Source organism: Knoellia sp. LjRoot47, assembly GCF_964253435.1.
GTDB lineage: Bacteria > Actinomycetota > Actinomycetes > Actinomycetales > Dermatophilaceae > Knoellia.
The window spans coordinates 251,779-274,573 of sequence record NZ_CAXUQS020000001.1; the positions used below are offsets into that span (position 1 = coordinate 251,779).

General features: G+C 67.4%; 23 protein-coding genes and 1 pseudogene. 1 reads left to right on the top strand and 23 read right to left on the bottom strand.

All coding sequences use genetic code 11. The features are described 5' to 3' along the window. Positions 1–6 precede the first annotated feature (6 nt). The 16 genes and pseudogenes from ACSQ11_RS01195 to ACSQ11_RS01270 form a co-directional block, all read right to left on the bottom strand. The gene (locus ACSQ11_RS01195) at positions 7–192 is read right to left on the bottom strand and encodes a type Z 30S ribosomal protein S14 (RefSeq protein WP_035902511.1); all 186 of its coding nucleotides are present in this window, start codon (positions 190–192) and stop codon (positions 7–9) included. A 1-nt stretch (position 193) separates the two neighbouring features. Continuing rightward, on the bottom strand, positions 194–760 hold the full coding sequence (gene rplE, locus ACSQ11_RS01200; protein WP_147064760.1) for a 50S ribosomal protein L5: 567 nt from the start codon (positions 758–760) through the stop codon (positions 194–196). Positions 761–765: 5 nt separating this feature from the next. Beyond that, on the bottom strand, positions 766–1,113 hold the full coding sequence (gene rplX, locus ACSQ11_RS01205; RefSeq protein WP_035946962.1) for a 50S ribosomal protein L24: 348 nt from the start codon (positions 1,111–1,113) through the stop codon (positions 766–768). A gap of 3 nt (positions 1,114–1,116) precedes the next feature. Next, positions 1,117–1,485, bottom strand: coding sequence for a 50S ribosomal protein L14 (rplN, locus tag ACSQ11_RS01210; protein WP_035913313.1), 369 nt, complete (start codon positions 1,483–1,485; stop codon positions 1,117–1,119). A 64-nt stretch (positions 1,486–1,549) separates the two neighbouring features. Then, entirely contained in the window at positions 1,550–1,849 is a 300-nt protein-coding gene (rpsQ, locus tag ACSQ11_RS01215) for a 30S ribosomal protein S17 (RefSeq protein ID WP_436002272.1), read from the bottom strand. Positions 1,850–1,881: 32 nt separating this feature from the next. Further along, a pseudogene (gene rpmC / locus ACSQ11_RS01220) lies at positions 1,882–2,094 on the bottom strand (50S ribosomal protein L29); the annotation flags it as partial. Then, complete coding sequence (gene rplP / locus ACSQ11_RS01225) at positions 2,094–2,513, bottom strand: 50S ribosomal protein L16 (RefSeq protein ID WP_009775958.1); 420 nt, start codon at positions 2,511–2,513, stop codon at positions 2,094–2,096. The gene rplP and the pseudogene rpmC, both read right to left, overlap by 1 nt. Next, positions 2,513–3,334 carry a 30S ribosomal protein S3 gene (rpsC, locus tag ACSQ11_RS01230; RefSeq protein WP_147064756.1) on the bottom strand — a complete coding sequence of 274 codons (822 nt, stop codon included), beginning with the start codon at positions 3,332–3,334 and terminating at the stop codon, positions 2,513–2,515. The genes rplP and rpsC overlap by 1 nt, the downstream gene beginning before the upstream one ends. Then, on the bottom strand, positions 3,334–3,702 hold the full coding sequence (rplV, locus tag ACSQ11_RS01235) for a 50S ribosomal protein L22 (protein ID WP_436006668.1): 369 nt from the start codon (positions 3,700–3,702) through the stop codon (positions 3,334–3,336). The genes rpsC and rplV overlap by 1 nt, the downstream gene beginning before the upstream one ends. A gap of 38 nt (positions 3,703–3,740) precedes the next feature. Next, positions 3,741–4,022 carry a 30S ribosomal protein S19 gene (gene rpsS / locus ACSQ11_RS01240; RefSeq protein WP_009775961.1) on the bottom strand — a complete coding sequence of 94 codons (282 nt, stop codon included), beginning with the start codon at positions 4,020–4,022 and terminating at the stop codon, positions 3,741–3,743. A 17-nt stretch (positions 4,023–4,039) separates the two neighbouring features. Continuing rightward, entirely contained in the window at positions 4,040–4,876 is an 837-nt protein-coding gene (gene rplB / locus ACSQ11_RS01245; RefSeq protein WP_436002275.1) for a 50S ribosomal protein L2, read from the bottom strand. A gap of 31 nt (positions 4,877–4,907) precedes the next feature. After that, positions 4,908–5,216, bottom strand: coding sequence for a 50S ribosomal protein L23 (rplW, locus tag ACSQ11_RS01250; RefSeq protein ID WP_147064751.1), 309 nt, complete (start codon positions 5,214–5,216; stop codon positions 4,908–4,910). Next, on the bottom strand, positions 5,213–6,181 hold the full coding sequence (gene rplD, locus ACSQ11_RS01255) for a 50S ribosomal protein L4 sunset domain variant (protein ID WP_436002277.1): 969 nt from the start codon (positions 6,179–6,181) through the stop codon (positions 5,213–5,215). Before rplD ends, rplW begins: the two co-directional genes overlap by 4 nt. Before the next feature lie 5 nt (positions 6,182–6,186). Further along, positions 6,187–6,843, bottom strand: coding sequence for a 50S ribosomal protein L3 (gene rplC / locus ACSQ11_RS01260; RefSeq protein ID WP_436002279.1), 657 nt, complete (start codon positions 6,841–6,843; stop codon positions 6,187–6,189). Between the two features lie 10 nt (positions 6,844–6,853). Next, on the bottom strand, positions 6,854–7,162 hold the full coding sequence (gene rpsJ, locus ACSQ11_RS01265; RefSeq protein ID WP_009775966.1) for a 30S ribosomal protein S10: 309 nt from the start codon (positions 7,160–7,162) through the stop codon (positions 6,854–6,856). A 431-nt stretch (positions 7,163–7,593) separates the two neighbouring features. Beyond that, the gene (locus ACSQ11_RS01270) at positions 7,594–8,172 is read right to left on the bottom strand and encodes a hypothetical protein (protein ID WP_436002281.1); all 579 of its coding nucleotides are present in this window, start codon (positions 8,170–8,172) and stop codon (positions 7,594–7,596) included. Between the two features lie 234 nt (positions 8,173–8,406). Here ACSQ11_RS01270 and ACSQ11_RS01275 point away from each other — a divergent pair, with 234 nt between their 5' ends. After that, a complete protein-coding gene (locus tag ACSQ11_RS01275; RefSeq protein WP_436002283.1) occupies positions 8,407–9,441 on the top strand; it encodes a family 43 glycosylhydrolase in 1,035 nt (344 codons plus the stop codon). A gap of 90 nt (positions 9,442–9,531) precedes the next feature. On the opposite strand, the gene tuf is transcribed toward ACSQ11_RS01275, so the two are convergent. From tuf to rpoB, 7 genes are all read right to left on the bottom strand, one after another. Beyond that, positions 9,532–10,728: an elongation factor Tu gene (gene tuf / locus ACSQ11_RS01280; RefSeq protein ID WP_436002285.1), complete on the bottom strand. Its 1,197-nt coding sequence runs from the start codon at positions 10,726–10,728 to the stop codon at positions 9,532–9,534. 151 nt (positions 10,729–10,879) lie between these two features. Continuing rightward, the gene (gene fusA / locus ACSQ11_RS01285; protein ID WP_436002287.1) at positions 10,880–12,997 is read right to left on the bottom strand and encodes an elongation factor G; all 2,118 of its coding nucleotides are present in this window, start codon (positions 12,995–12,997) and stop codon (positions 10,880–10,882) included. Positions 12,998–13,127: 130 nt separating this feature from the next. After that, positions 13,128–13,598: a 30S ribosomal protein S7 gene (gene rpsG, locus ACSQ11_RS01290; protein WP_035946945.1), complete on the bottom strand. Its 471-nt coding sequence runs from the start codon at positions 13,596–13,598 to the stop codon at positions 13,128–13,130. Then, a complete protein-coding gene (gene rpsL / locus ACSQ11_RS01295) occupies positions 13,598–13,972 on the bottom strand; it encodes a 30S ribosomal protein S12 (protein ID WP_147064741.1) in 375 nt (124 codons plus the stop codon). Before rpsL ends, rpsG begins: the two co-directional genes overlap by 1 nt. A 384-nt stretch (positions 13,973–14,356) precedes the next feature. Continuing rightward, positions 14,357–14,890, bottom strand: coding sequence for a GNAT family N-acetyltransferase (locus ACSQ11_RS01300; protein WP_436002290.1), 534 nt, complete (start codon positions 14,888–14,890; stop codon positions 14,357–14,359). 163 nt (positions 14,891–15,053) lie between these two features. Continuing rightward, on the bottom strand, positions 15,054–18,944 hold the full coding sequence (locus ACSQ11_RS01305; RefSeq protein WP_436002292.1) for a DNA-directed RNA polymerase subunit beta': 3,891 nt from the start codon (positions 18,942–18,944) through the stop codon (positions 15,054–15,056). 113 nt (positions 18,945–19,057) lie between these two features. Beyond that, on the bottom strand, positions 19,058–22,546 hold the full coding sequence (gene rpoB, locus ACSQ11_RS01310) for a DNA-directed RNA polymerase subunit beta (protein ID WP_436002294.1): 3,489 nt from the start codon (positions 22,544–22,546) through the stop codon (positions 19,058–19,060). Positions 22,547–22,795: the final 249 nt, after the last annotated feature.

Consider the following 22,795-nt stretch of genomic DNA (forward strand, 5'->3'; position numbering starts at 1 on the left):
GGAACGTCACCAGGACGACTTGGTCACGCCGGGGAGCTCGCCGCGGTGGGCCATCTCCCGCAGGCAGATCCGGCACAGGCCGAACTTGCGGTAGACCGAGTGGGGACGGCCGCAGCGCTGGCAGCGCGTGTAGCCGCGCACCTTGAACTTCGGCTTCTTGTTCGCCTTGTTGACAAGAGCGGTCTTGGCCATGTCAGTTCTCCTTGAAGGGCATGCCGAGCGCCTTGAGCAGCGCGCGTCCCTCGTCGTCGTTCGTCGCGGTGGTGACGATGGTGATGTCCATGCCACGCACGCGGTCGATCTTGTCCTGGTCGATCTCGTGGAACATCGACTGCTCCGTGAGGCCGAAGGTGTAGTTGCCGCGACCGTCGAACTGCTTGGGGCTCATGCCACGGAAGTCGCGGATGCGGGGAAGCGCGACCGAGATGAGTCGGTCGAGGAACTCCCACATGCGGTCGCCCCGCAGCGTGGTGTGCGTGCCGATCGGCATGCCCTCACGCAGCTTGAACTGGGCGATGGACTTGCGCGCCTTGGTGACGACCGGCTTCTGGCCGGTGATCGCCGTGAGGTCGCGAACCGCGCCCTCGATGAGCTTGCTGTCCTTGGCCGCGTCGCCGACACCCATGTTGACGACGACCTTGACGACGCCGGGAACCTGCATGACGTTGGCGTAGCCGAACTGCTCCAGCAGGGCCGAGCGGATCTCGTCCGCGTAGCGCTGCTTGAGGCGGGGCGAAGCCGTGGTGGTGGTTTCGGTCATCAGGCTCACAGGTCCTTGCCCGAGCGCACGCCGACGCGGGTCCGGACGGCCTTCTGGCGTCCGTCACGCTCGACGGTCTCGACGCGGGTCTTGGTACGGGTCGGCTTCTTGTCGGACGGGTCGACGACCTGCACGTTGCTCACGTGGATCGGCGCCTCCTGCACGACGAGGCCACCGGTCTGGCTGCCACGGGCAGTCTGGCCGGCCTTGGTGTGGCGGGTGACGCGGTTGACGCCCTCGACGAGGACACGGTCGTTCTCGCGGTAGACCGCGATGACCTTGCCGGTCGAACCCTTGTCCTTGCCGGTGAGCACCTGGACGGTGTCACCCTTCTTGATGCGGAACTTCGCCATGGCTCAGAGCACCTCCGGCGCCAGCGAGATGATCTTCATGAACTTCTTGTCGCGAAGCTCGCGGCCGACCGGGCCGAAGATACGGGTACCACGGGGGTCACCGTCGGTCTTGAGGATCACTGCGGCGTTCTCATCGAACTTGATGTAGGAACCGTCGGCACGACGGCGCTCCTTCTTGGTGCGGACGATGACCGCCTTGACGACGTCGCCCTTCTTGACGTTGCCACCGGGGATGGCGTCCTTCACCGTGGCGACGATCGTGTCGCCAATACCGGCATACCGGCGACCCGAGCCACCGAGAACACGGATGCACAAGATCTCCTTGGCACCGGTGTTGTCGGCGACGCGCACTCGCGACTCCTGCTGGATCACTTATCTGTCTCCTATACGTCGTGCTGGTTCTCCGCCTCGCGGCAGAGCCTGGCCGAACAGTGGCTTACTTGGCCTTCTCGAGGACCTCGACCAGGCGCCAGCGCTTGGTCGCGGAGAGCGGGCGGGTCTCCATGATGAGGACGCGGTCGCCGATGCCGGCGACGTTCTCCTCGTCGTGGGCCTTGACCTTGCTGGAACGACGCAGGACCTTGCCGTACAGGGCGTGCTTGACGCGGTCCTCGACCTCGACGACGACGGTCTTGTCCATCTTGTCGCTGACGACGTAGCCCTGACGGGTCTTGCGGTAGTTCCGAGCGCTCTCGGTCTGCTCGGTCACGTTCTCGTCCTTCACGTTCTCACTCACTTGGTGTCCTCCGACGTCGCCGGGGCGGAACCGATGCCGAGCTCGCGCTCACGCATCTCGGTGTAGATCCGGGCGATGTCCTTGCGGACGGCGCGGAGTCGACCGTGGTTGTCGAGCTGACCGGTCGCGGACTGGAACCGCAGGTTGAACAGCTCCTCCTTGGCCTTGCGCAGCTCGTCGACGAGACGCTCGTCGTCGAACCCACGAAGCTCCTTGGAGATCAGGTCCTTGGAACCGACTGCCATCAGAAGTCACCACCCTCACGCTGGACGAAGCGGCACTTCATCGGCAGCTTGTGCATGGCCAGGCGCATGGCTTCGCGCGCGACCTCCTCGGACACACCGGAGATCTCGAACATGATGCGTCCGGGCTTGACGTTGGCGATCCACCACTCGGGCGAACCCTTACCGGAACCCATGCGGGTCTCAGCCGGCTTCTTGGTCAGCGGGCGGTCGGGGTAGATGTTGATCCACACCTTGCCGCCACGCTTCATGTAGCGAGTCATCGCGATACGCGCGGACTCGATCTGACGGTTGGTGACGTATGCCGGCTCGAGAGCCTGGAGGCCGTAGTCACCGAAGGCGATGGTCGTCCCACCCTTGGCAGCACCCGAGCGACCCGGGTGGTGCTGCTTGCGGTGCTTGACGCGACGGGGAATCAACATCAGCTGGACGCTCCCTCTGGGGTCGTCGCCGGGGCCTGGGCCTCGGCGGGCGCCTCGGCGGTCTGGGCCTGGGGGGCGTCCTGACGGTCGCCGCGACGAGCGCGGGCGGGACGGTCAGCACCGTCGCGACGGGGGCCGCGGCCCTGGCGAGGCGCGGTGGCCTGCTGGGCGGCGAGCTCACGCGCGGTGAGGTCACCCTTGTAGATCCAGACCTTCACGCCGATGCGGCCGAAGGTGGTGCGGGCCTCGTAGAAGCCCACGTCGATGTTCGCGCGCAGGGTGTGCAGCGGCACGCGACCCTCGCGGTAGAACTCGGTGCGCGACATCTCCGCGCCGCCGAGACGGCCAGAGACCTGGACGCGGATGCCCTTGGCACCGGCGCGGGTCGCCGACTGCATGCTCTTGCGCATGGCGCGACGGAACGAGACACGAGCAGAGAGCTGCTCGGCCACGCCCTGGGCGACGAGCTGGGCATCGGTCTCGGGGTTCTTGACCTCGAGGATGTTCAGCTGCACCTGCTTGCCCGTGAGCTTCTCGAGCTCGCCGCGGATGCGGTCGGCCTCGGCGCCACGGCGACCGATGACGATGCCGGGACGCGCCGTGTGGATGTCCACGCGAACGCGGTCACGGGTGCGCTCGATCTCGACCTTGGAGATGCCGGCTCGCTCCATGCCCTCGGACATGAGCTTGCGGATGGCGACGTCCTCCTTGACGTAGTCGCGGTAGCGCTGACCCTCCTTGGTGGAGTCAGCGAACCAGCGGCTGCGGTGCTCGGACGTGATACCCAGACGGAAGCCGTGCGGGTTGACCTTCTGACCCATTAGCGGTTGCCTCCCTTGCTGGGCTTGGGCGCGACGACCACGGTGATGTGGCTCGTGCGCTTGTTGATGCGGGATGCGCGACCCTGGGCGCGCGGACGGAAACGCTTCATCGTCGCGCCCTCGTCGACGTACGCCGACGTGATGACGAGCTCGCGCTCGTCGAAGCGCTCGGCCGTCTTGTCGGCCTTGACGCGGGCGTTGGCGATGGCGCTCTCGAGCACCTTGAGGATCGGGTCGGACGCCGACTGCGGGGCGAAGCGCAGCGTGGCGATGGCCTCGCTGGCGTTCTTGCCGCGGATGAGGTCGATGATCCGACGCGCCTTCTGCGGGGTCACCCGGACGTGGCGGGCCTGGGCCCGAGCCTCCAGGGTGACCTCGACGGCCTGGTTTTCGGTCTTGGTGGCCATCAGCGGCGCCGGCCCTTCTTGTCGTCCTTCACGTGACCCTTGAAGGTGCGCGTGGGTGCGAACTCGCCGAGCTTGTGGCCGACCATCGACTCGGTGACGAACACCGGGACGTGCTTGCGGCCGTCGTGGACGGCGAGGGTGTGGCCGAGCATGTCCGGGCTGATGACCGAACGGCGCGACCAGGTCTTGATGACGTTCTTGGTGCCCGCTTCGTTCTGGACGTCGACCTTCTTCTGAAGGTGGTCGTCGATGAAGGGGCCCTTCTTCAAGCTACGAGGCATGTGTCAATGGCTCCTTGTCAGCGCTTCTTGCCAGTGCGGCGTCGGCGGACGATCATCTTGTCGCTGGGCTTGCCGGGACGGCGGGTGCGGCCCTCGGGCTTGCCCCACGGGCTCACCGGGTGGCGACCACCGGAGGTGCGGCCCTCGCCACCACCGTGCGGGTGGTCGACCGGGTTCATGACGACACCACGGACGGTCGGGCGCTTGCCCTTCCAGCGCATGCGGCCGGCCTTACCCCAGTTGATGTTGGACTGCTCGGCGTTGCCGACCTCACCGATCGTCGCGCGGCAGCGTGCGTCGACGTTGCGGATCTCACCGGACGGCATACGCAGCTGGGCGTAGGGGCCGTCCTTGGCGACGAGCTGGACGCGGACGCCGGCCGAACGCGCGATCTTCGCGCCGCCACCGGGGCGGAGCTCGACGGCGTGGATGACCGTACCCGTCGGGATGTTGCGCAGCGGCAGGCTGTTTCCGGGCTTGATGTCGGCGCCGGGGCCGTTCTCGATGTTGGCGCCCTGCTCCAGACCCTTGGGGGCCAGGATGTAGCGCTTCTCACCGTCGGCGTAGTGCAGCAGTGCGATGCGGGCGGTGCGGTTGGGGTCGTACTCGATGTGAGCGACCTTGGCCGGGATGCCGTCCTTGTCGTGGCGACGGAAGTCGATGAGGCGGTAGGCGCGCTTGTGGCCACCACCGATGTGACGCGTCGTGATGCGGCCGTTGTTGTTGCGGCCACCGCTCTTGGTGAGCGGTCGCACGAGCGACTTCTCAGGCGTGGAGCGCGTGACCTCGACGAAGTCGGCGACGCTGGAGCCGCGACGGCCAGGCGTCGTCGGCTTGTACTTGCGGATACCCATGTCGTGTTTCCTTAAGTTCCTCAGTCGTCTCTCAGGCGCCGGCGCTGCCGAAGATGTCGATCGTGCCCTCGCGGAGGGTGACGATCGCGCGCTTGGTGTCCTTGCGCTTGCCCAGGCCGAAGCGCGTGCGGCGCGTCTTGCCCTTGCGGTTGAGCGTGTGGACGGAGTCGACCTTGACGTTGAAGATCTGCTCGACGGCGATCTTGATCTCGGTCTTGTTCGAACGGGGGTCGACGATGAAGGTGTACTTGCCCTCGTCGAGCAGCCCGTAGGACTTCTCGGACACGACCGGTGCGATCAGGATGTCGCGGGGGTTCTTGCCCGTGGTTGCGGAGCTCACTTGCCCTCCTCCTCGGAGATCTGCTGGGCGGCCTCGCCACCGGCCGGGACGAACCCGGCGGCCTTGGCGGCATCCGCGGAGCGGAACCAGACCTCGGCGTCAGTGGCGTCGTACCAGCGCGAACCGGGCACGTGGTACTTCATCGAGTCCTTGTTGCCCTTGACGTCGAAGCCCGCAGGAGCGGACCCGTCCTCGAGCGCGGCGGCGCTGTCGGGGCCGAAGCCACCGTCGGCCTCACCCTCGGTCTCGACGACCTTGGCCGGCTTGGCGGCCTTGACGGGCTTGTCGGCCTTCGCAGCCTTGTCGGCCGCGGGCGCCGGAGCGGCCTCGGTGACGACGACGGCGTCGAGCGACGTGACCTGCGCGGTCGGGCCGGCGATGAAGGTGTCGAGCGCAGCCTGCGTGAAGACCACGTCGTCGGCGCACAGCACGTCGTACGTGTTGAGCTGGTCGACGGCGATGACGTGGAGGTTCTCGAGGTTGCGCACCGACTTCATCGACACGATGTCGCTGCGGTCCAGGACGACGAGCATGTTCTTGCGCTCGGTCAGGCCGGAGAGCAGCGCGACGGCGTCCTTGGTGGACGGGACGTCACCCGTCACCAGCGAGGTGACGACGTGGATGCGGCCGTTGCGGGCGCGGTCCGAGAGGGCACCGCGCAGGGCGGCGGCCTTCATCTTCTTGGGGGTGCGCTGCGCGTAGTCGCGAGGCGTCGGTCCGTGGACCACGCCACCGCCGGTCCAGTGCGGCGCGCGGGTCGAGCCCGCACGGGCGCGGCCGGTGCCCTTCTGGCGGTGCGGCTTGCGTCCACCACCGCGGATCTCGCCGCGGGTCTTGGTCGAGTGCGTGCCCTGGCGCGCGGCAGCGAGCTGGGCGACGACGACCTGGTGGATGAGCGGGACGTTGGTCTGCACGTCGAAGATCTCGGCGGGCAGGTCAGCGTTCACGGTCTTGGCGGTAGCCATCCGGGTCACGCTCCCTTCACGGCGTTGCGGACGAGCACGACCGCACCGCGGGGACCGGGGACGGCGCCCTTGACGAGCAGCAGGCCCTTGTCGGCGTCCACGGCGTGGATCGTGAGGTTCTGGGTGGTCTGGCGCACGCCACCCATGCGGCCGGCCATGCGCATGCCCTTGAAGACACGGCCCGGGGTGGCGCAGCCACCGATGGAGCCCGGCTTGCGGTGGTTCTTGTGCGCACCGTGCGAGGACGAGACGCCGTGGAAGCCGTGACGCTTCATGACACCGGCGAAGCCCTTGCCCTTGGTGGTGCCGGAGATGTCGACGGCCGTGCCGGCCTCGAACGTCTCGGCGGTGAGCTCCTGGCCCAGCGAGTACTCGGCGGCGTCCGCGGTGCGGAGCTCGACGATGTGGCGGCGCGGCGTGACGCCGGCCTTCTCGAAGTGGCCGGTGAGCGGCTTGGTCACCTTGCGCGGGTCGATCGCACCGAAGGCGATCTGCACGGCGGCGTAGCCATCGGTCTCGGCGTTGCGGACCTGCGTCACGACGCAGGGGCCGGCCTCGATGACGGTGACGGGGACGAGCTTGTTGTCGGCGTCCCACACCTGGGTCATGCCGAGCTTCTTGCCCAGCACGCCCTTCACGGTCTTGGTTGCAATGTCAGTCATCAGTCAACCCTCAGAGCTTGATCTCGATGTTGACGTCAGCCGGCAGGTCGAGACGCATCAGCGAGTCGACGGCCTTGGGCGTCGGGTCGATGATGTCGATGAGGCGCTTGTGGGTGCGCATCTCGAAGTGCTCGCGGCTGTCCTTGTACTTGTGCGGCGAACGGATGACCACGAAGACGTTCTTCTCCGTGGGCAGCGGCACCGGGCCGACCACCGTTGCGCCGGCACGGGTCACCGTGTCGACGATCTTCCGCGCCGAGTTGTCGATGACCTCGTGGTCATACGACTTCAAGCGGATGCGGATCTTCTGTCCCGCCATCTTGGCTTCCGTCTCTCTCTCGCCGTCTTCTTACTTCTGTCTGGGTCGATTCCCTGGCTCCGACCCCCGAGGTCGGGCGTGTCGCGCCCGCTCCGCGGTCCAACGGCATACGCGATTCCGCGCCAGTCCGTCAGTTGGATCGAAGCTCCGGTGAACCGGAGATGCTCGTACCTGCCGTGTGTCGCCCCGGCACTGGCCGGTTCGGTGTGTTCTCACGTGCAGTGGCGGGCCGATTCCTCTCGAGAGTCGAGGGGATGACGTCCTGCACCAAGCAACCTGACAAGTGTGCCAGAGGCGGGGGCGACCTACCAAATCGGGGCGGGAGCGGGCGGCATACCGGCGCGCGTGGCGCGTCGACTCCCTCCCCTCCGCACGCGCGGAAGCCCCCGCGGCTCCCTGTCCCGCGAGGGCTTCTGCTGTGTGGGGTCAGGTCAGCGCGGACCACCGCCGAGGACGCCGGCGTCGAACGCCTTGAGGACGGACGCCTTGTCCGCCGCGGTGAGCTTGCCCGCGTCGACCGCCTCGTCGATGCGCTCCGACAGCTGCGTGCGGTGCTCGGCCTCATGGGCGGTGCGCACCGTCGCGAGCGCCGCGGTGAGCTTGGCCTCGGTGACACCGAGCTCCTTGGCCAGGGCCGTGACGTATGCCGTCTGCCTCGCCTGGCGGTCGGCCTCGCTCGGCGGCGTGCCCTCGGTGGGCTTGTCCGTCGGACGGTTGGCCTCGCGCACCTTGGTGATCGCGGCCTCGACCTTGGCCTCGTCGAGGCCCAGCGCCTTGGCGAGGGCGGCGCCGTCGGCCCCGCGCATGCCGCCGGGGCCATGGCCCCGACCACCGCGGTCGCCGGGTGCACCCGGTACTGAGCTGCCGGGCTGCTCGGTCGACGTCGACGAGCTCGGCGACGGGGTGGGTGTGCTCTCGGCGAGGGCGGCGTTGGCTCCGAAGCCGGCCAACGTCACCGCGGCGGCTCCCGCCACCCCGGCGAGGGCGCTGGTCCTGGTGATCCTGGGCATGAGGGGTGTCCTCTCGTCTCAGCCGACCCGGTCTGGTCGACCCTGCTCGCTCCAGAGTGGTGGGCCGTTCTGGGGCGATCCCATGGCGAACCTGTCACGAACCTGTCAGTCCGGAACCTGCGCCGCGGCTGTCCCTCGGCCCACGGGGAAGCGACCCTTGCCAGATCGGTGTGGCTGAGTAGTGTGCGCGTCACTCGGGGGTCATCGAGGACGCCCGACGACCTTGGGGGAACCATGCAACGACCCGTGCCCGCGCACCCGTTGGGCCGCACAGGACCACGCCGCACGCGACTGGGGAGGGCCTCGGCCGGCGTCCTCGCCGCCGGACTGCTGCTCGTCGGTGTGGCGTTCCCGGCGCAGGCAGCCCCCAGGACGATCCACGACACGGGCCTCAACCTCCCGGACCCCGGCTTCATCTTCACCGGCGGTGGCGTGACCATCCACGGGACGGGCGCCGGGTTCCCCGCGTCGTCGGCGCTGTCCTACGACAGCCCGTACAGCCCCGTGCCCGCCGAGCCCTCCATGAGGGTGCTTCCCGACTGGATCGGCGAGGCGCCGTCGATGGGCCGCCGCCTGTGGGCGCCCAGCGTCATCCAGGTGGGCGGCACCTTCGTCATGTACTACACGGCCTGGCATGCCCGGCAGGAGCGCAACTGCGTCGGCATCGCCACGTCGACCGACGTCATGGGTCAGTTCGTCGCGGAGGGCGGGCCCCTCTGCGCCCCCTCGACCGCGGGTGGTGGCGCCGAGGCGATCGACCCCTCGGCCTACGTGTCCGCCGAGGGCAACTGCTACATGGTCTTCAAGACCAGCCAGGGCAACACGAGGAACTTCAAGATCTGGGCCAAGCCCATGGGCAAGGACTGCGTCACCCGCGGCTCCGCCGCGAAGGTCAAGCTCCAGCACCATGGCCGGATGGAGGCTCCCTTCGTCCTCAACCCCGTGGCCGTGCGGGGCGGCGTCTACCTGTTCGTGTCGCGGAAGGACTACGTCGGCTGCGGCTACAACATCGAGGTCTGGCGTGCCGACAGCCTCTGGGAGGGCGAGTTCCTGCCGAAGGACAAGAAGGTGCTGCTCGACCAGGAGTCGTCGGGCCTGTGCGGGCCCGGAGGAGCAACGCCCATCGAGACACCTGCGGGGACGCGCATCGCCTTCCACGCGTGGGACACCGCGACCCCGGCCACGGACGTCCTGCCGACCACTGACGTCCGCTCGACCTACACCGCGGCGATCACGTGGGACAAGAAGGGCCGTCCCCGCATCGGCTGACCGAGCGCTCGACCATGCGGAAGGGCCCCGCCTGCTTCACGCAGACGGGGCCCTTCTCGAGTGCGTCAGGAACGCAGTCGCTCAGTCAGATCACTTGGTGATCTTGGTGACGCGACCGGCGCCGACGGTCCGGCCACCCTCACGGATGGCGAACTTGAGGCCCTCTTCCATGGCGATCGGCTGGATGAGCTCGACCGACATCTCGGTGTTGTCACCGGGCATGACCATCTCGGTGCCCTCGGGCAGCGAGACGACGCCGGTGACGTCCGTGGTGCGGAAGTAGAACTGCGGGCGGTAGTTGTCGTAGAACGGCGTGTGACGGCCGCCCTCGTCCTTGGACAGGATGACGACGTTGGCCTCGAAGTTCGTGTGCGGGGTGATGGAACCCGGCTTCACGATGACCTGGCCGCGCTCGACGTCCTCGCGCTTGATACCGCGGATGAGGAGGCCGACGTTCTCGCCCGCACGACCCTCGTCGAGGAGCTTGCGGAACATCTCGATGCCGGTGACGGTCGTCTTGGTGGCGGGACCCTCGTGGATGCCGACGATCTCGACGTCCTCGTTGACGGTCAGGACGCCACGCTCGATACGACCGGTGACGACGGTGCCACGACCGGTGATCGTGAAGACGTCCTCGACGGGCATGAGGAACGGCTTGTCGATGTCACGCTCGGGCTCCGGGATGGCCTCGTCGACCGCGTCCATGAGCTCGATGACCGACTGGCCCCACTCGGCGTCGCCCTCGAGCGCCTTGAGCGCCGAGACCTTGACCACGGGGACGTCGTCGCCCGGGAACTCGTAGGTGGACAGCAGCTCGCGGACCTCCATCTCGACGAGCTCGAGGATCTCCTCGTCGTCGACCATGTCGGCCTTGTTGAGCGCCACGACGATGTAGGGGACACCCACCTGGCGGGCCAGGATGATGTGCTCCTTGGTCTGCGGCATCGGGCCGTCAGTGGCGGCGACGACGAGAATCGCACCGTCCATCTGCGCAGCACCGGTGATCATGTTCTTGACGTAGTCCGCGTGACCCGGGCAGTCGACGTGCGCGTAGTGACGCTTCTCGGTCTGGTACTCGATGTGCGCGATGGAGATGGTGATACCGCGCTGCTTCTCCTCGGGCGCCTTGTCGATGTCGTCGAACGCGAACTGCGGGTTCAGGTCCGGGTACTTGTCGTGCAGGACCTTGGAGATCGCAGCCGTCAGCGTCGTCTTACCGTGGTCGATGTGACCAATGGTGCCGATGTTGACGTGCGGCTTGGTCCGCTCGAACTTTGCCTTCGCCACTTGGTGTCCTCCTCAGGACTCTTTGGTGAAACGCCTCACGACCGGGCAGGACGTGGCGTCGTACTTGGGGGTGGTTGAACTGAGTGCGGTCGACGGCATGTGCGTGTCGACCTGGGTGCTCAGATCCGTGGACCAGCGACCAGTCTAGCGGTCACTCGCCTCGGGTCTTGGCGATGATCTCTTCGGCCACGGACTTGGGAACCTCTGCGTAGGAGTCGAACTCCATCGAGTAGTTCGCCCGGCCCTGCGTCTTCGACCGGAGGTCTCCGACGTAACCGAACATCTCGGACAGCGGGACAAGGCCCTTGACGACCTTGGCGCCGCTGATGTCCTCCATGGCCTGGATGTGGCCACGGCGTGCGTTGATGTCGCCGATGACGTCGCCCATGTACTCCTCGGGCGTACGCACCTCGACGGCCATCATCGGCTCGAGGATCACGGGGTCGGCCTTGCGGACGGCCTCCTTGAGCGCCATCGACCCAGCGATCTTGAACGCCATCTCCGAGGAGTCGACGTCGTGGTAGGCGCCGTCGAGCAGCGCGGCCTTGATGCCCACGAGCGGGTAGCCGGCGAGGACGCCGTACTGCATCGCGTCCTGGATACCGGCGTCGACCGACGGGATGTACTCGCGCGGGACGCGACCACCGGTGACCTTGTTCTCGAACTCGTACAGCTCACCGGACTCGGTGGTGTCGAGCGGCTCGAGGCGGATCTGGATCTTGGCGAACTGGCCCGACCCACCCGTCTGCTTCTTGTGGGTGTAGTCGTGCTTCTCGACCGTGCGACGAATCGTCTCGCGGTAGGCCACCTGCGGCTTGCCGACGTTGGCCTCGACCTTGAACTCGCGCTTCATGCGGTCGACAAGGATGTCGAGGTGCAGCTCGCCCATGCCGGCGATGATCGTCTGGCCGGTGTCCTCGTCGAGGTGGACCTGGAAGGTCGGGTCCTCGGCCGAGAGCTTCTGGATGGCCGTGGAGAGCTTCTCCTGGTCACCCTTGGTCTTCGGCTCGATCGCGACCTGGATGACCGGGTCGGGGAACGACATCGACTCGAGGACGATCTGGTGGTCCGGGTCGCTCAGGGTGTCACCGGTGGTGGTGTCCTTGAGGCCGATCGCGGCGTAGATGTGACCCGCGAGGGCCTCCTCCACCGGGTTCTCCTTGTTGGCGTGCATCTGGAAGAGCTTGCCGACGCGCTCCTTGCGGCCCTTGGTCGTGTTGACGACCGGCGAGCCGGCGGCGATGCGGCCGGAGTAGACGCGGATGAAGGTGAGCGTGCCGAAGAACGGGTGCGCCGCGACCTTGAAGGCGAGAGCCGAGAACGGCTCGTCCTTGCTCGGCTTGCGGGTCATCTCGACGGTCTCGTCGCCGGCCTTGTGACCCACCATGGGCGGGACGTCGAGCGGGGACGGGAGGTAGTCGACGACCGCGTCGAGCATCGGCTGGACACCACGGTTCTTGAACGCCGAGCCACACAGGATCGGGTAGAGCTCGGAGGTGACGGTGAGCTTGCGGATGCCGGCCTTGATCTCGGCGACCGTGAGCTCCTCGCCACCGAGGTACTTCTCCATGAGGTCGTCGTCGGACTCGGCGACGCGCTCGATGAGGTGGTGGCGATACTCCTCGGCCTTGGCCTGGAGGTCGGCGGGGATCTCCTGGACCTCGTACTTGGCGCCCATGGTCACGTCGCCCTTGGCGTCGCCGGGCCACACGAGGGCACGCATCTCGACGAGGTCGATGACACCGATGAAGTCGTTCTCCGCGCCGATGGGCAGCTGGATGACGAGGGGCTCGGCGCCCAGACGGTCCTTGATGGTCTGCACGGTGAAGTAGAAGTCCGCACCGAGCTTGTCCATCTTGTTGACGAACGCGATGCGGGGGACGTCGTACTTGTCGGCCTGGCGCCACACGGTCTCGGACTGGGGCTCGACGCCCTCCTTGCCGTCGAAGACCGCGACGGCGCCGTCGAGGACGCGCAGCGAGCGCTCGACCTCGACGGTGAAGTCGACGTGGCCGGGGGTGTCGATGATGTTGATCTGGTTGTCACCCCAGAAGGAGGTCACGGCGGCAGACGTGATCGTGATGCCGCGCTCCTTCTCCTGCTCCATCCAGTCGGTCGTCGAGGCGCCGTCGTGCGTCTCGCCGATCTTGTGGTTGACGCCGGTGTAGAAGAGGATGCGCTCCGTCGTCGTCGTCTTGCCGGCGTCGATGTGCGCCATGATGCCGATGTTGCGGACCTTGGTCAGGTCCGTCAGGACGTCGAGTGCCACTCGGTTATCTCATCTCGCTCGTTGCGGAAGTTCTGCTGTGCGGTTCTGCTGTCGTGCCGTGCAGTTCAACGGAACTGCGGTTCCCGGTATGCCGTCCGCTCGCGGGGAGCGGACGGCATACCGGACGCTGTCACCAGCGGTAGTGCGCGAAGGCCCGGTTCGACTCGGCCATCTTGTGCGTGTCCTCGCGACGCTTGACAGCGGCGCCGAGGCCGTTGCTGGCGTCGAGGATCTCGTTCATGAGGCGCTCGGTCATCGTCTTCTCACGACGCTGACGCGAGTAGCCGACGAGCCAGCGCAGCGACAGGGTCGTGGCGCGGTTGGGCTTGACCTCGATCGGGACCTGGTAGGTCGCACCGCCGACGCGGCGGGACTTGACCTCGAGGGTCGGCTTGATGTTGTCGAGCGCGCGCTTGAGGAGCAGCACGGGGTCGGTGCCGGTCTTCTCGCGGGCACCCTCGAGGGCACCGTAGACGATGGTCTCGGCGATCGACTTCTTGCCGTCGAGGAGGATCTTGTTGACGAGCTGCGTCACGAGCGGGCTCTGGTAGACCGGGTCGATGACGAGCGGGCGCTTCGGAGCGGGGCCCTTACGAGGCATTACTTCTTCTCCTTCTTGGCGCCGTAGCGGCTGCGAGCCTGCTTGCGGCCCTTGACACCCTGGGTGTCGAGCGAGCCACGGATGATCTTGTAGCGGACGCCGGGAAGGTCCTTCACACGGCCACCGCGGACGAGCACGATGGAGTGCTCCTGGAGGTTGTGGCCCTCACCGGGGATGTAGGCCGTGACCTCGATGCCCGAGGTGAGCTTGACGCGCGCGACCTTGCGGAGCGCGGAGTTCGGCTTCTTGGGGGTGGTGGTGTACACGCGCGTGCACACACCGCGGCGCTGCGGAGAGCCCTTGAGGGCAGGAGTGGTGACCTTGGTGGTCTTGTCCTGCCGGCCCTTGCGCACCAGCTGGTTGATGGTAGGCAACCTGGATCCTTTGTCTGTCTGGTCGATGTCACGGCGGATGCCGCGACTCCTTGTGGTGTCCGGCGCTCGACCCCCGCGGTCGGGTGTGTCGCACCGGATGCTTTCCCCTGCTCTCCCCTGCTCCAGCCCGCGTCACAGGAAGGTGACTCGGTCGTGGTGAGGGGCGCCCGGCGAAAGGTGGGCGGCCGTGCGCTCTCGCACTCGGCACGTGTCGTCTGGGCCTAGCCAGACACGGTGCTCAACGATACCGGTATGCCGTGAGTGCTCCAAATCGCGGACGCCGGGGCCGGGGTGCCCGGCCCCGCCGCACCAGGTGTCGGGAATCCGGGGCCGTCGTGGGTCGTGTGGGCCCGGATCCCCGACACCCGACGGTCACGGTCACCCTCAGGCGTCGAGGCGCTCGAAGGCCGGGGCGTAGCGGAACGGGCCCGCGAGCTCGGGGCGCCAGGCCCGCAGCGTCTTGACCTGGAAGTAACGGTCCTCCCACGGGCCGGGTGAGCCGATGCCCCGCTCGGCCGCGGGGACGAAGCCGAAGTGGCCGTAGTAGTCGGGGTCGCCCAACAGGACGATCGCCGTGTCGCCGCGTTGCTCGGCGGAGGCGATGACCGACGCCATGAGTGCGGCGCCGATGCCTTGGCGCTGCAGCCGCGGGGCGACGGCGATCGGACCGAGCCCGACAGCGGCCCCCTCCCCCAGCGTCGCGGCCGAGCAGAGCACGTGTCCGACGACCTCGCCGTCGAGCTCGGCGACGAAGCTCAGGTCCTCGATGACGTCGCCGTCCCCACGCAGCTCGTCGACGAGGCTGGACTCCACCGAGCGCGCCGCACCGTCGACCCGCACGAAGGCGTCGTCGTGCAGGGCCGCGATCGCCGCGAAGTCCTCGGCGCGCTCGCGCCGGATGATCATGTCGTCACGCATGGGGCCAAGCCTCTCACCCTCCCCCGCGACGTCAGCGCCGATGGCGGTTCCAGCAGCCACTCACGCTGACGTCGCGCTTGAAGGGGACGGGACGACGAAGGGCGGGTATGCCGTGTGGTGACCACACGGCATACCCGCCCTCGCGGATCAGTCAGGACGCGCCTCAGAGGCGGTCGAGACCCAGCTCGCTGTCGTCGAGGCGGACGGCCTCGCCCGAGCCCGGACCGAAGGCCGGGTAGGCGAACTCGTCGTAGCTCGGCATGGAGTACATCGCGGCCTTGGCCTCTTCGGTCGGCTCCACGTTGATGTTGCGGTAGCGCGACAGACCGGTGCCGGCCGGGATGAGCTTTCCGAGGATGACGTTCTCCTTGAGACCGAGGAGGGAGTCGGACTTGCCCTCCATCGCGGCCTCGGTGAGGACGCGGGTGGTCTCCTGGAACGACGCCGCGGACAGCCACGACTCGGTCGCGAGCGAGGCCTTGGTGATGCCCATGAGCTCGGGACGACCCGAGGCAGGGGTGCCACCCTCGGCGACGACGCGACGGTTCTCGTCCTCGAAGCGACCGCGCTCGGCGAGCATGCCCGGGAGCAGGTCCGCGTTGCCGGCCTCGATGATCGTGATCCGGCGGAGCATCTGCCGGACGATGACCTCGATGTGCTTGTCGTGGATCGACACACCCTGCTGGCGGTAGACGTGCTGGACCTCGTCGACCAGGTGGATCTGCACGGCGCGCGGGCCGAGGATGCGCAGGACCTGCTTCGGGTCGATGGAGCCGACCGTCAGCTGGGTGCCGACCTCGACGCTCTGGCCGTCGGTGACGAGCAGACGCGCACGCTTGGTGACCGGGTAGGCGTGCTCCTCGGAGCCGTCGTCCGGCGTGAGCAGGATGCGACGAGCCTTGTCGGTCTCCTCGATGGTGATCCGGCCGCTGGCCTCGGCGATCGGGGCCACACCCTTGGGGGTACGGGCCTCGAAGAGCTCGACGACACGGGGCAGACCCTGCGTGATGTCGTCACCGGCCACACCACCGGTGTGGAAGGTCCGCATCGTCAGCTGGGTACCGGGCTCACCGATCGACTGGGCCGCGATGATGCCGACGGCCTCGCCGATGTCGACGAGCTTGCCCGTCGCGAGCGAACGGCCGTAGCACGCGGCACAGGTGCCGACCTTGCTGTCGCAGGTGAGGACCGAGCGGACCTTGACGCTGTCCACGCCGGCGGCGAAGAGCGCGCCGATGACGATGTCACCGAGGTCGATACCGGCCTCGGCCAGCGTCTCGCCGTCCTTGACGACGTCCTCGGCCAGCGTGCGGGCGTAGACCGAGGTCTCGACGTCGTCGTGCAGGCCACGGGTGCCCGTGCGCTCGTCGGTCGCGGCGATCGGCATGGGCAGGCCACGCTCGGTGCCACAGTCGTCCTCGCGGATGATGACGTCCTGCGACACGTCCACGAGACGACGCGTGAGGTAGCCGGAGTCGGCGGTACGCAGGGCGGTGTCGGCCAGACCCTTGCGCGAGCCGTGCGTCGAGATGAAGAACTCGAGCACGGACAGGCCCTCGCGGAAGTTCGCGCGGATCGGGCGCGGGATGATGTCACCCTTCGGGTTGGACACCAGGCCACGCATACCGGCGATCTGGCGCAGCTGCATCCAGTTGCCTCGGGCACCGGACGAGACCATGCGGAAGATGGTGTTGGTGGCCGGGATGTTGGCCTCCATCTCCTTCGCGACCTCGTTGGTGGCCTGCGTCCAGATCTCGATGAGCTCCTGACGACGCTCGTCGTCGGTGATGAGACCACGCTCGTACTGCGTCTGGACCTTGGTGGCCTTGGTCTCGTAGCCCTCGAGGATCTCGAGCTTGCGCGGCGGCGTGACGACGTCGGAGATGGCGACCGTGATGCCGGACCGGGTGGCCCAGTGGAAGCCGTACTCCTTGAGCGCGTCGAGCGAGGCCGCGACCTGCACCTTGCTGTAGCGCTCGGCGAGGTCGTTGACGATCGTCGAGAGACGCTTCTTGTCGACCTGGTCGTTGACGAACGGGTAGTCGACCGGGAGCGTCTCGTTGAAGAGCGCGCGACCCAGGGTCGTCTCCGGCAGCCACTCGGCGAGGTAGCCCTCGTCGTCGACCTCGACGCCCTCGGGCACCTCGGTGCCGGGCGTCGGGACGACGTCCTTGAGCCGGATCCGGACCGGGGTGCCGAGCAGGATCTCGCCGGCGTCGAAGGCCATGCGGGCCTCGGAGACGGTCGAGAAGACGCGACCCTCGCCCTGCGAGCCCTCGACCTGGGAGGTGAGGTGGTACAGGCCGATGATCATGTCCTGGGTGGGCATGGTCACGGGACGGCCGTCGGCCGGCTTGAGGATGTTGTTGCTCGACAGCATGAGGATGCGGGCCTCGGCCTGCGCCTCCGCGGAGAGCGGCACGTGCACGGCCATCTGGTCACCGTCGAAGTCCGCGTTGAAGGCGGTGCAGACGAGCGGGTGGATCTGGATGGCCTTGCCCTCGACGAGCTGCGGCTCGAAGGCCTGGATGCCGAGGCGGTGCAGGGTGGGTGCGCGGTTGAGCAGCACGGGGTGCTCGGTGATGACCTCTTCGAGGACGTCCCACACGACGGAGCGGTGACGCTCGACCATGCGCTTGGCCGACTTGATGTTCTGCGCGTGGTCGAGGTCGACCAGGCGCTTCATCACGAACGGCTTGAACAGCTCGAGCGCCATCTGCTTGGGCAGGCCGCACTGGTGCAGCTTGAGCTGCGGGCCGACGACGATGACCGAACGGCCGGAGTAGTCGACGCGCTTGCCGAGGAGGTTCTGGCGGAACCGGCCCTGCTTGCCCTTGAGCATGTCGGACAGCGACTTGAGCGGACGGTTGCCGGGGCCCGTGACCGGGCGACCACGACGGCCGTTGTCGAAGAGGCTGTCGACGGCCTCCTGCAGCATCCGCTTCTCGTTGTTGACGATGATCTCGGGCGCGCCGAGGTCGAGCAGTCGCTTGAGGCGGTTGTTGCGGTTGATGACGCGACGGTAGAGGTCGTTGAGGTCCGACGTCGCGAAGCGGCCACCGTCGAGCTGCACCATCGGGCGCAGGTCCGGCGGGATGACCGGGACGGCGTCGAGGACCATGCCGGCCGGCTTGTTGGTCGTCGTCATGAAGGCGGAGACGACCTTGAGGCGCTTGAGCGCACGGGTCTTCTTCTGGCCCTTGCCGGTGGCGATGATCTCGCGCAGGAGCTCGGCCTCGGCGTCGAGGTCGAAGGACTCCAGACGCTTCTGGATCGCCGCGGCGCCCATGCCACCCTCGAAGTACAGACCGAAGCGGTCACGCATCTCGCGGTAGAGGATCTCGTCGCCCTCGAGGTCCTGGACCTTGAGGTTCTTGAACCGGTCCCAGACCTGCGCGAGGCGCTCGACCTGGGCGTCCGCACGCTTGCGGATCTGGTTCATCTCGCGCTCGGCCGAGTCACGGACCTTGCGCTTGGCGTCGGACTTGGCACCCTCGGCCTCGAGGGCCGCGATGTCGGCCTCCAGCTTCTTGGCGCGGGTGTCGACGTCGGCGTCGCGACGGTTCTCCAGCTCCTTCTTCTCGACCTCGATCTGGGCCTCGAGCGAGGGCAGGTCGGAGTGACGCTGGTCCTCGTCGACGCTCGTGATCATGTAGGCGGCGAAGTAGATGACCTTCTCGAGGTCCTTCGGCGCGAGGTCGAGCAGGTAGCCCAGGCGCGACGGGACGCCCTTGAAGTACCAGATGTGGGTGACGGGGGCGGCGAGCTCGATGTGGCCCATCCGCTCACGACGGACGGCCGCACGGGTCACCTCGACGCCGCAGCGCTCACAGATGATGCCCTTGAAGCGGACGCGCTTGTACTTGCCGCACGCGCACTCCCAGTCCCGGGTCGGGCCGAAGATCTTCTCGCAGAAGAGGCCGTCCTTCTCGGGCTTGAGGGTGCGGTAGTTGATGGTCTCGGGCTTCTTCACCTCGCCGTGGCTCCACTCGCGGATGGAGTCAGCGGTGGCGAGGCCAATGCGCAGTTCGTCGAAGAAGTTGACGTCGAGCACGTGGTTCCTTCTCTCGTTGCTCTAGAAAGTGTCGAATGTGGGTCAGAAGCGGGCTGCGTATGCCGTGCGCTCACCTGGCGCGTCGTGCGAGGGGTGAGCGCACGGCATACGGATCAGACCTCTTCGACCGAACTGGGCTCGCGGCGCGACAGGTCGATGCCGAGCTCCTCCGCAGCGCGGAAGACGTCGTCCTCGGCCTCACGCATCTCGATCGCCTGGCCATCGCTGGACAGGACCTCGACGTTGAGGCAGAGGCTCTGCATCTCCTTGATGAGCACCTTGAAGGACTCGGGGATGCCGGGCTCGGGGATGTTGTCGCCCTTGACGATCGCCTCGTAGACCTTGACGCGACCGTTGACGTCGTCGGACTTGATCGTGAGGAGCTCCTGCAGCGCGTAGGCGGCGCCGTAGGCCTCGAGCGCCCACACCTCCATCTCACCGAAGCGCTGGCCACCGAACTGGGCCTTACCGCCGAGCGGCTGCTGGGTGATCATCGAGTACGGACCCGTGCTGCGCGCGTGGATCTTGTCGTCCACGAGGTGGTGCAGCTTGAGGATGTACATGTAGCCGACCGACACCGGGTCCGGGTACGGCTCGCCGGAGCGGCCGTCGAAGAGCTGCGTCTTGCCGGAACCGTCGATGAGGCGCACGTCGTCGCGGGTCTTGCGGGTGCTGTCGAGCAGACCGACGATCTCGTTCTCGCGGACACCGTCGAACACAGGCGAGGCCACGCGCGTGCCCGGCTCGGCGGCGCGGGCGTCGGCGGGGATGAGTTCGGCCCACTCGGGGTTTCCCTCGATCTCCCACCCTCGGCTCGCGGCCCAGCCCAGGTGCAGCTCGAGGATCTGGCCGATGTTCATTCGACCGGGGACGCCGAGCGGGTTGAGCACGACGTCGACCGGCGTGCCGTCCTCGAGGAAGGGCATGTCCTCGACGGGGAGGATCTTGGAGATGACGCCCTTGTTGCCGTGGCGGCCGGCGAGCTTGTCACCGTCGGTGATCTTGCGCTTGTTGGCCACGTAGACACGCACGAGCTGGTTGACGCCCGGGGGCAGTTCGTCGCCGTCGTCCTTGTCGAAGACCTTGACCGCGATGACCGTGCCGGTCTCACCGTGAGGGACCTTGAGCGAGGTGTCGCGCACCTCGCGGGCCTTCTCACCGAAGATCGCACGGAGCAGGCGCTCCTCCGGGGTCAGCTCGGTCTCACCCTTGGGCGTGACCTTGCCGACGAGGAGGTCACCGTCGCGGACCTCGGCGCCGATGCGGATGATCCCGCGCTCGTCGAGGTCCGCGAGGACCTCCTCGGAGACGTTGGGGATGTCGCGGGTGATCTCCTCCGGGCCCAGCTTGGTGTCGCGGGCGTCGACCTCGTGCTCCTCGATGTGGATCGAGGAGAGGACGTCGTCCTGCACCAGACGCTGGCTGAGGATGATCGCGTCCTCGTAGTTGTGGCCCTCCCACGGCATGAACGCCACGAGGAGGTTGCGACCGAGCGCCATCTCGCCACCGTCGGTCGCGGGACCGTCGGCGATGAGGCCACCCTTCTCGAGCCGGTCACCCTCGGCCACGACCACACGCTGGTTGTAGCTGTTGCCCTGGTTGGAGCGGGTGAACTTGTCGATCCGGTAGGTGCGCGACGTGCCGTCGTCGGCGGCGACCGTGACGAGGTCGGCGGAGACCTCGGTCACGACACCGGCCTTCTCGGCCACGACGACGTCACCGGAGTCGACCGCTGCGCGGAACTCCATGCCGGTGCCGACGAGCGGTGCCTCGGCCTTGACGAGCGGGACGGCCTGACGCTGCATGTTGGAACCCATGAGCGCACGGTTGGCGTCGTCGTGCTCGAGGAACGGGATGAGCGCGGTCGCGGCCGACACCATCTGGCGGGCGGAGACGTCGATGTAGTCGACGTCGTCGGCCGGGATGTACTCGACCTCGCCACCCTTGACGCGCACGAGGACGCGCTCGTGGGCGAAGCGCTCACCGGTGGAGTCGAGCGTGGCGTTGGCCTGCGCGATGACGTGCTCGTCCTCCTCGTCGGCCGACAGGTAGTGGATCTCGTCGGTGATGCGACCCTTGACGACCTTGCGGTACGGGGTCTCGATGAAGCCGAACGCGTTGATGCGGCCGTAGGACGCGAGCGAACCGATGAGGCCGATGTTGGGACCCTCAGGGGTCTCGATCGGGCACATGCGGCCGTAGTGCGACGGGTGGACGTCACGGACCTCCATGCCAGCGCGGTCACGGGAGAGACCACCCGGGCCCAGCGCGGACAGACGACGCTTGTGCGTCAGCCCGGAGAGCGGGTTGTTCTGGTCCATGAACTGCGACAGCTGCGAGGTCCCGAAGAACTCCTTGATCGAGGCCACCACGGGGCGGATGTTGATCAGGGTCTGCGGGGTGATCGCCTCGACGTCCTGCGTCGTCATGCGCTCGCGCACGACGCGCTCCATCCGGGACAGGCCGGTGCGGACCTGGTTCTGGATGAGCTCGCCGACGTTGCGCAGGCGACGGTTGCCGAAGTGGTCGATGTCGTCGGTCTCGACGCGGATGTCGACGGCCTCGCCCTTGCGGCTGCCCGGGAGGGTCTCGTCACCGTTGTGCAGCGCCACGATGTACTTGATCGTCGCGACGATGTCGTCGATGGCGAGCGTCGAGTTGGTGAGCTCGCCGTCGAGGCCGAGCTTCTTGTTGATCTTGTAGCGACCGACCTTGGCGAGGTCGTAGCGCTTGCCGTTGAAGTAGAGGTTGTCGAGCAGGTTCTGCGCGGCCTCACGGGTGGGCGGTTCGCCCGGACGGAGCTTGCGGTAGATGTCGAGCAGCGCGTCGTCCTGGCCCTCGGTGTTGTCCTTGTCGAGGGTGAGCTCGATGGACTCGTAGCCGGCGAACTCCTCGCGGATCTGGGCCTCGGTCATGCCGAGGGCCTTGAGGAGCACGGTGACGGACTGCTTGCGCTTGCGGTCGACGCGGACGCCGACCATGTCGCGCTTGTCGATCTCGAACTCGAGCCAGGCGCCGCGGCTCGGGATGATCTTGGCCGTGTAGATGTCCTTGTCGGACGTCTTGTCGGCGGTGCGCTCGAAGTAGACGCCCGGGCTGCGGACGAGCTGCGAGACGACGACACGCTCGGTGCCGTTGATGATGAACGTGCCACGCTCGGTCATGAGCGGGAAGTCGCCCATGAAGACCGTCTGGCTCTTGATCTCGCCCGTGGTGTTGTTCATGAACTCCGCGGTGACGAACAGGGGCGCGGAGTAGGTCTGGTCGCGCTCCTTGCAGTCCTCGATGGAGTACTTGACATCTTCGAAGCGGTGGTCGCGGAACGACAGCGACATGGAGCCGCTGAAGTCCTCGATCGGGGAGATCTCCTCGAAGATGTCCTCGAGCCCGGAACGCTCCGGGACGTCGTCGCGGCCGGCGGCGCGCGCCTCAGCGACACGCTCCTGCCAGCGCTCGTTGCCGAGGAGCCAGTCGAAGCTCTCGGTCTGCAGGGCGAGGAGGTCGGGGACCTCCAGGGGCTCACGGATCTTGCCGAACGAGAGACGGCCCGAAGCCGTCAATGCGGTGGTCACGGTCTTGGACGCGGTGCGCGAGGCAGCCAAGGATGGTCCTTCCACTGGCCATGTGTTTTCAACGGTGGTCGCACTCCCCACGTCGACCGGTCTGCTCTCGAGGTGGAGAGGACCTCTCACTCGTGCGGGAGCCGGGTTGCGGCGGGGGCACGACGGAGGTCGCTCGGCGAGAGCGGGCGGAGGTCATGGGCAGGGCAAAGCAACAGTCTAGACAAAAAGGGCGCAACAGTCCAACCCTGTCCAATCCCGCCCGAGGGGGCGTGATGCGGGTGCGGTCAA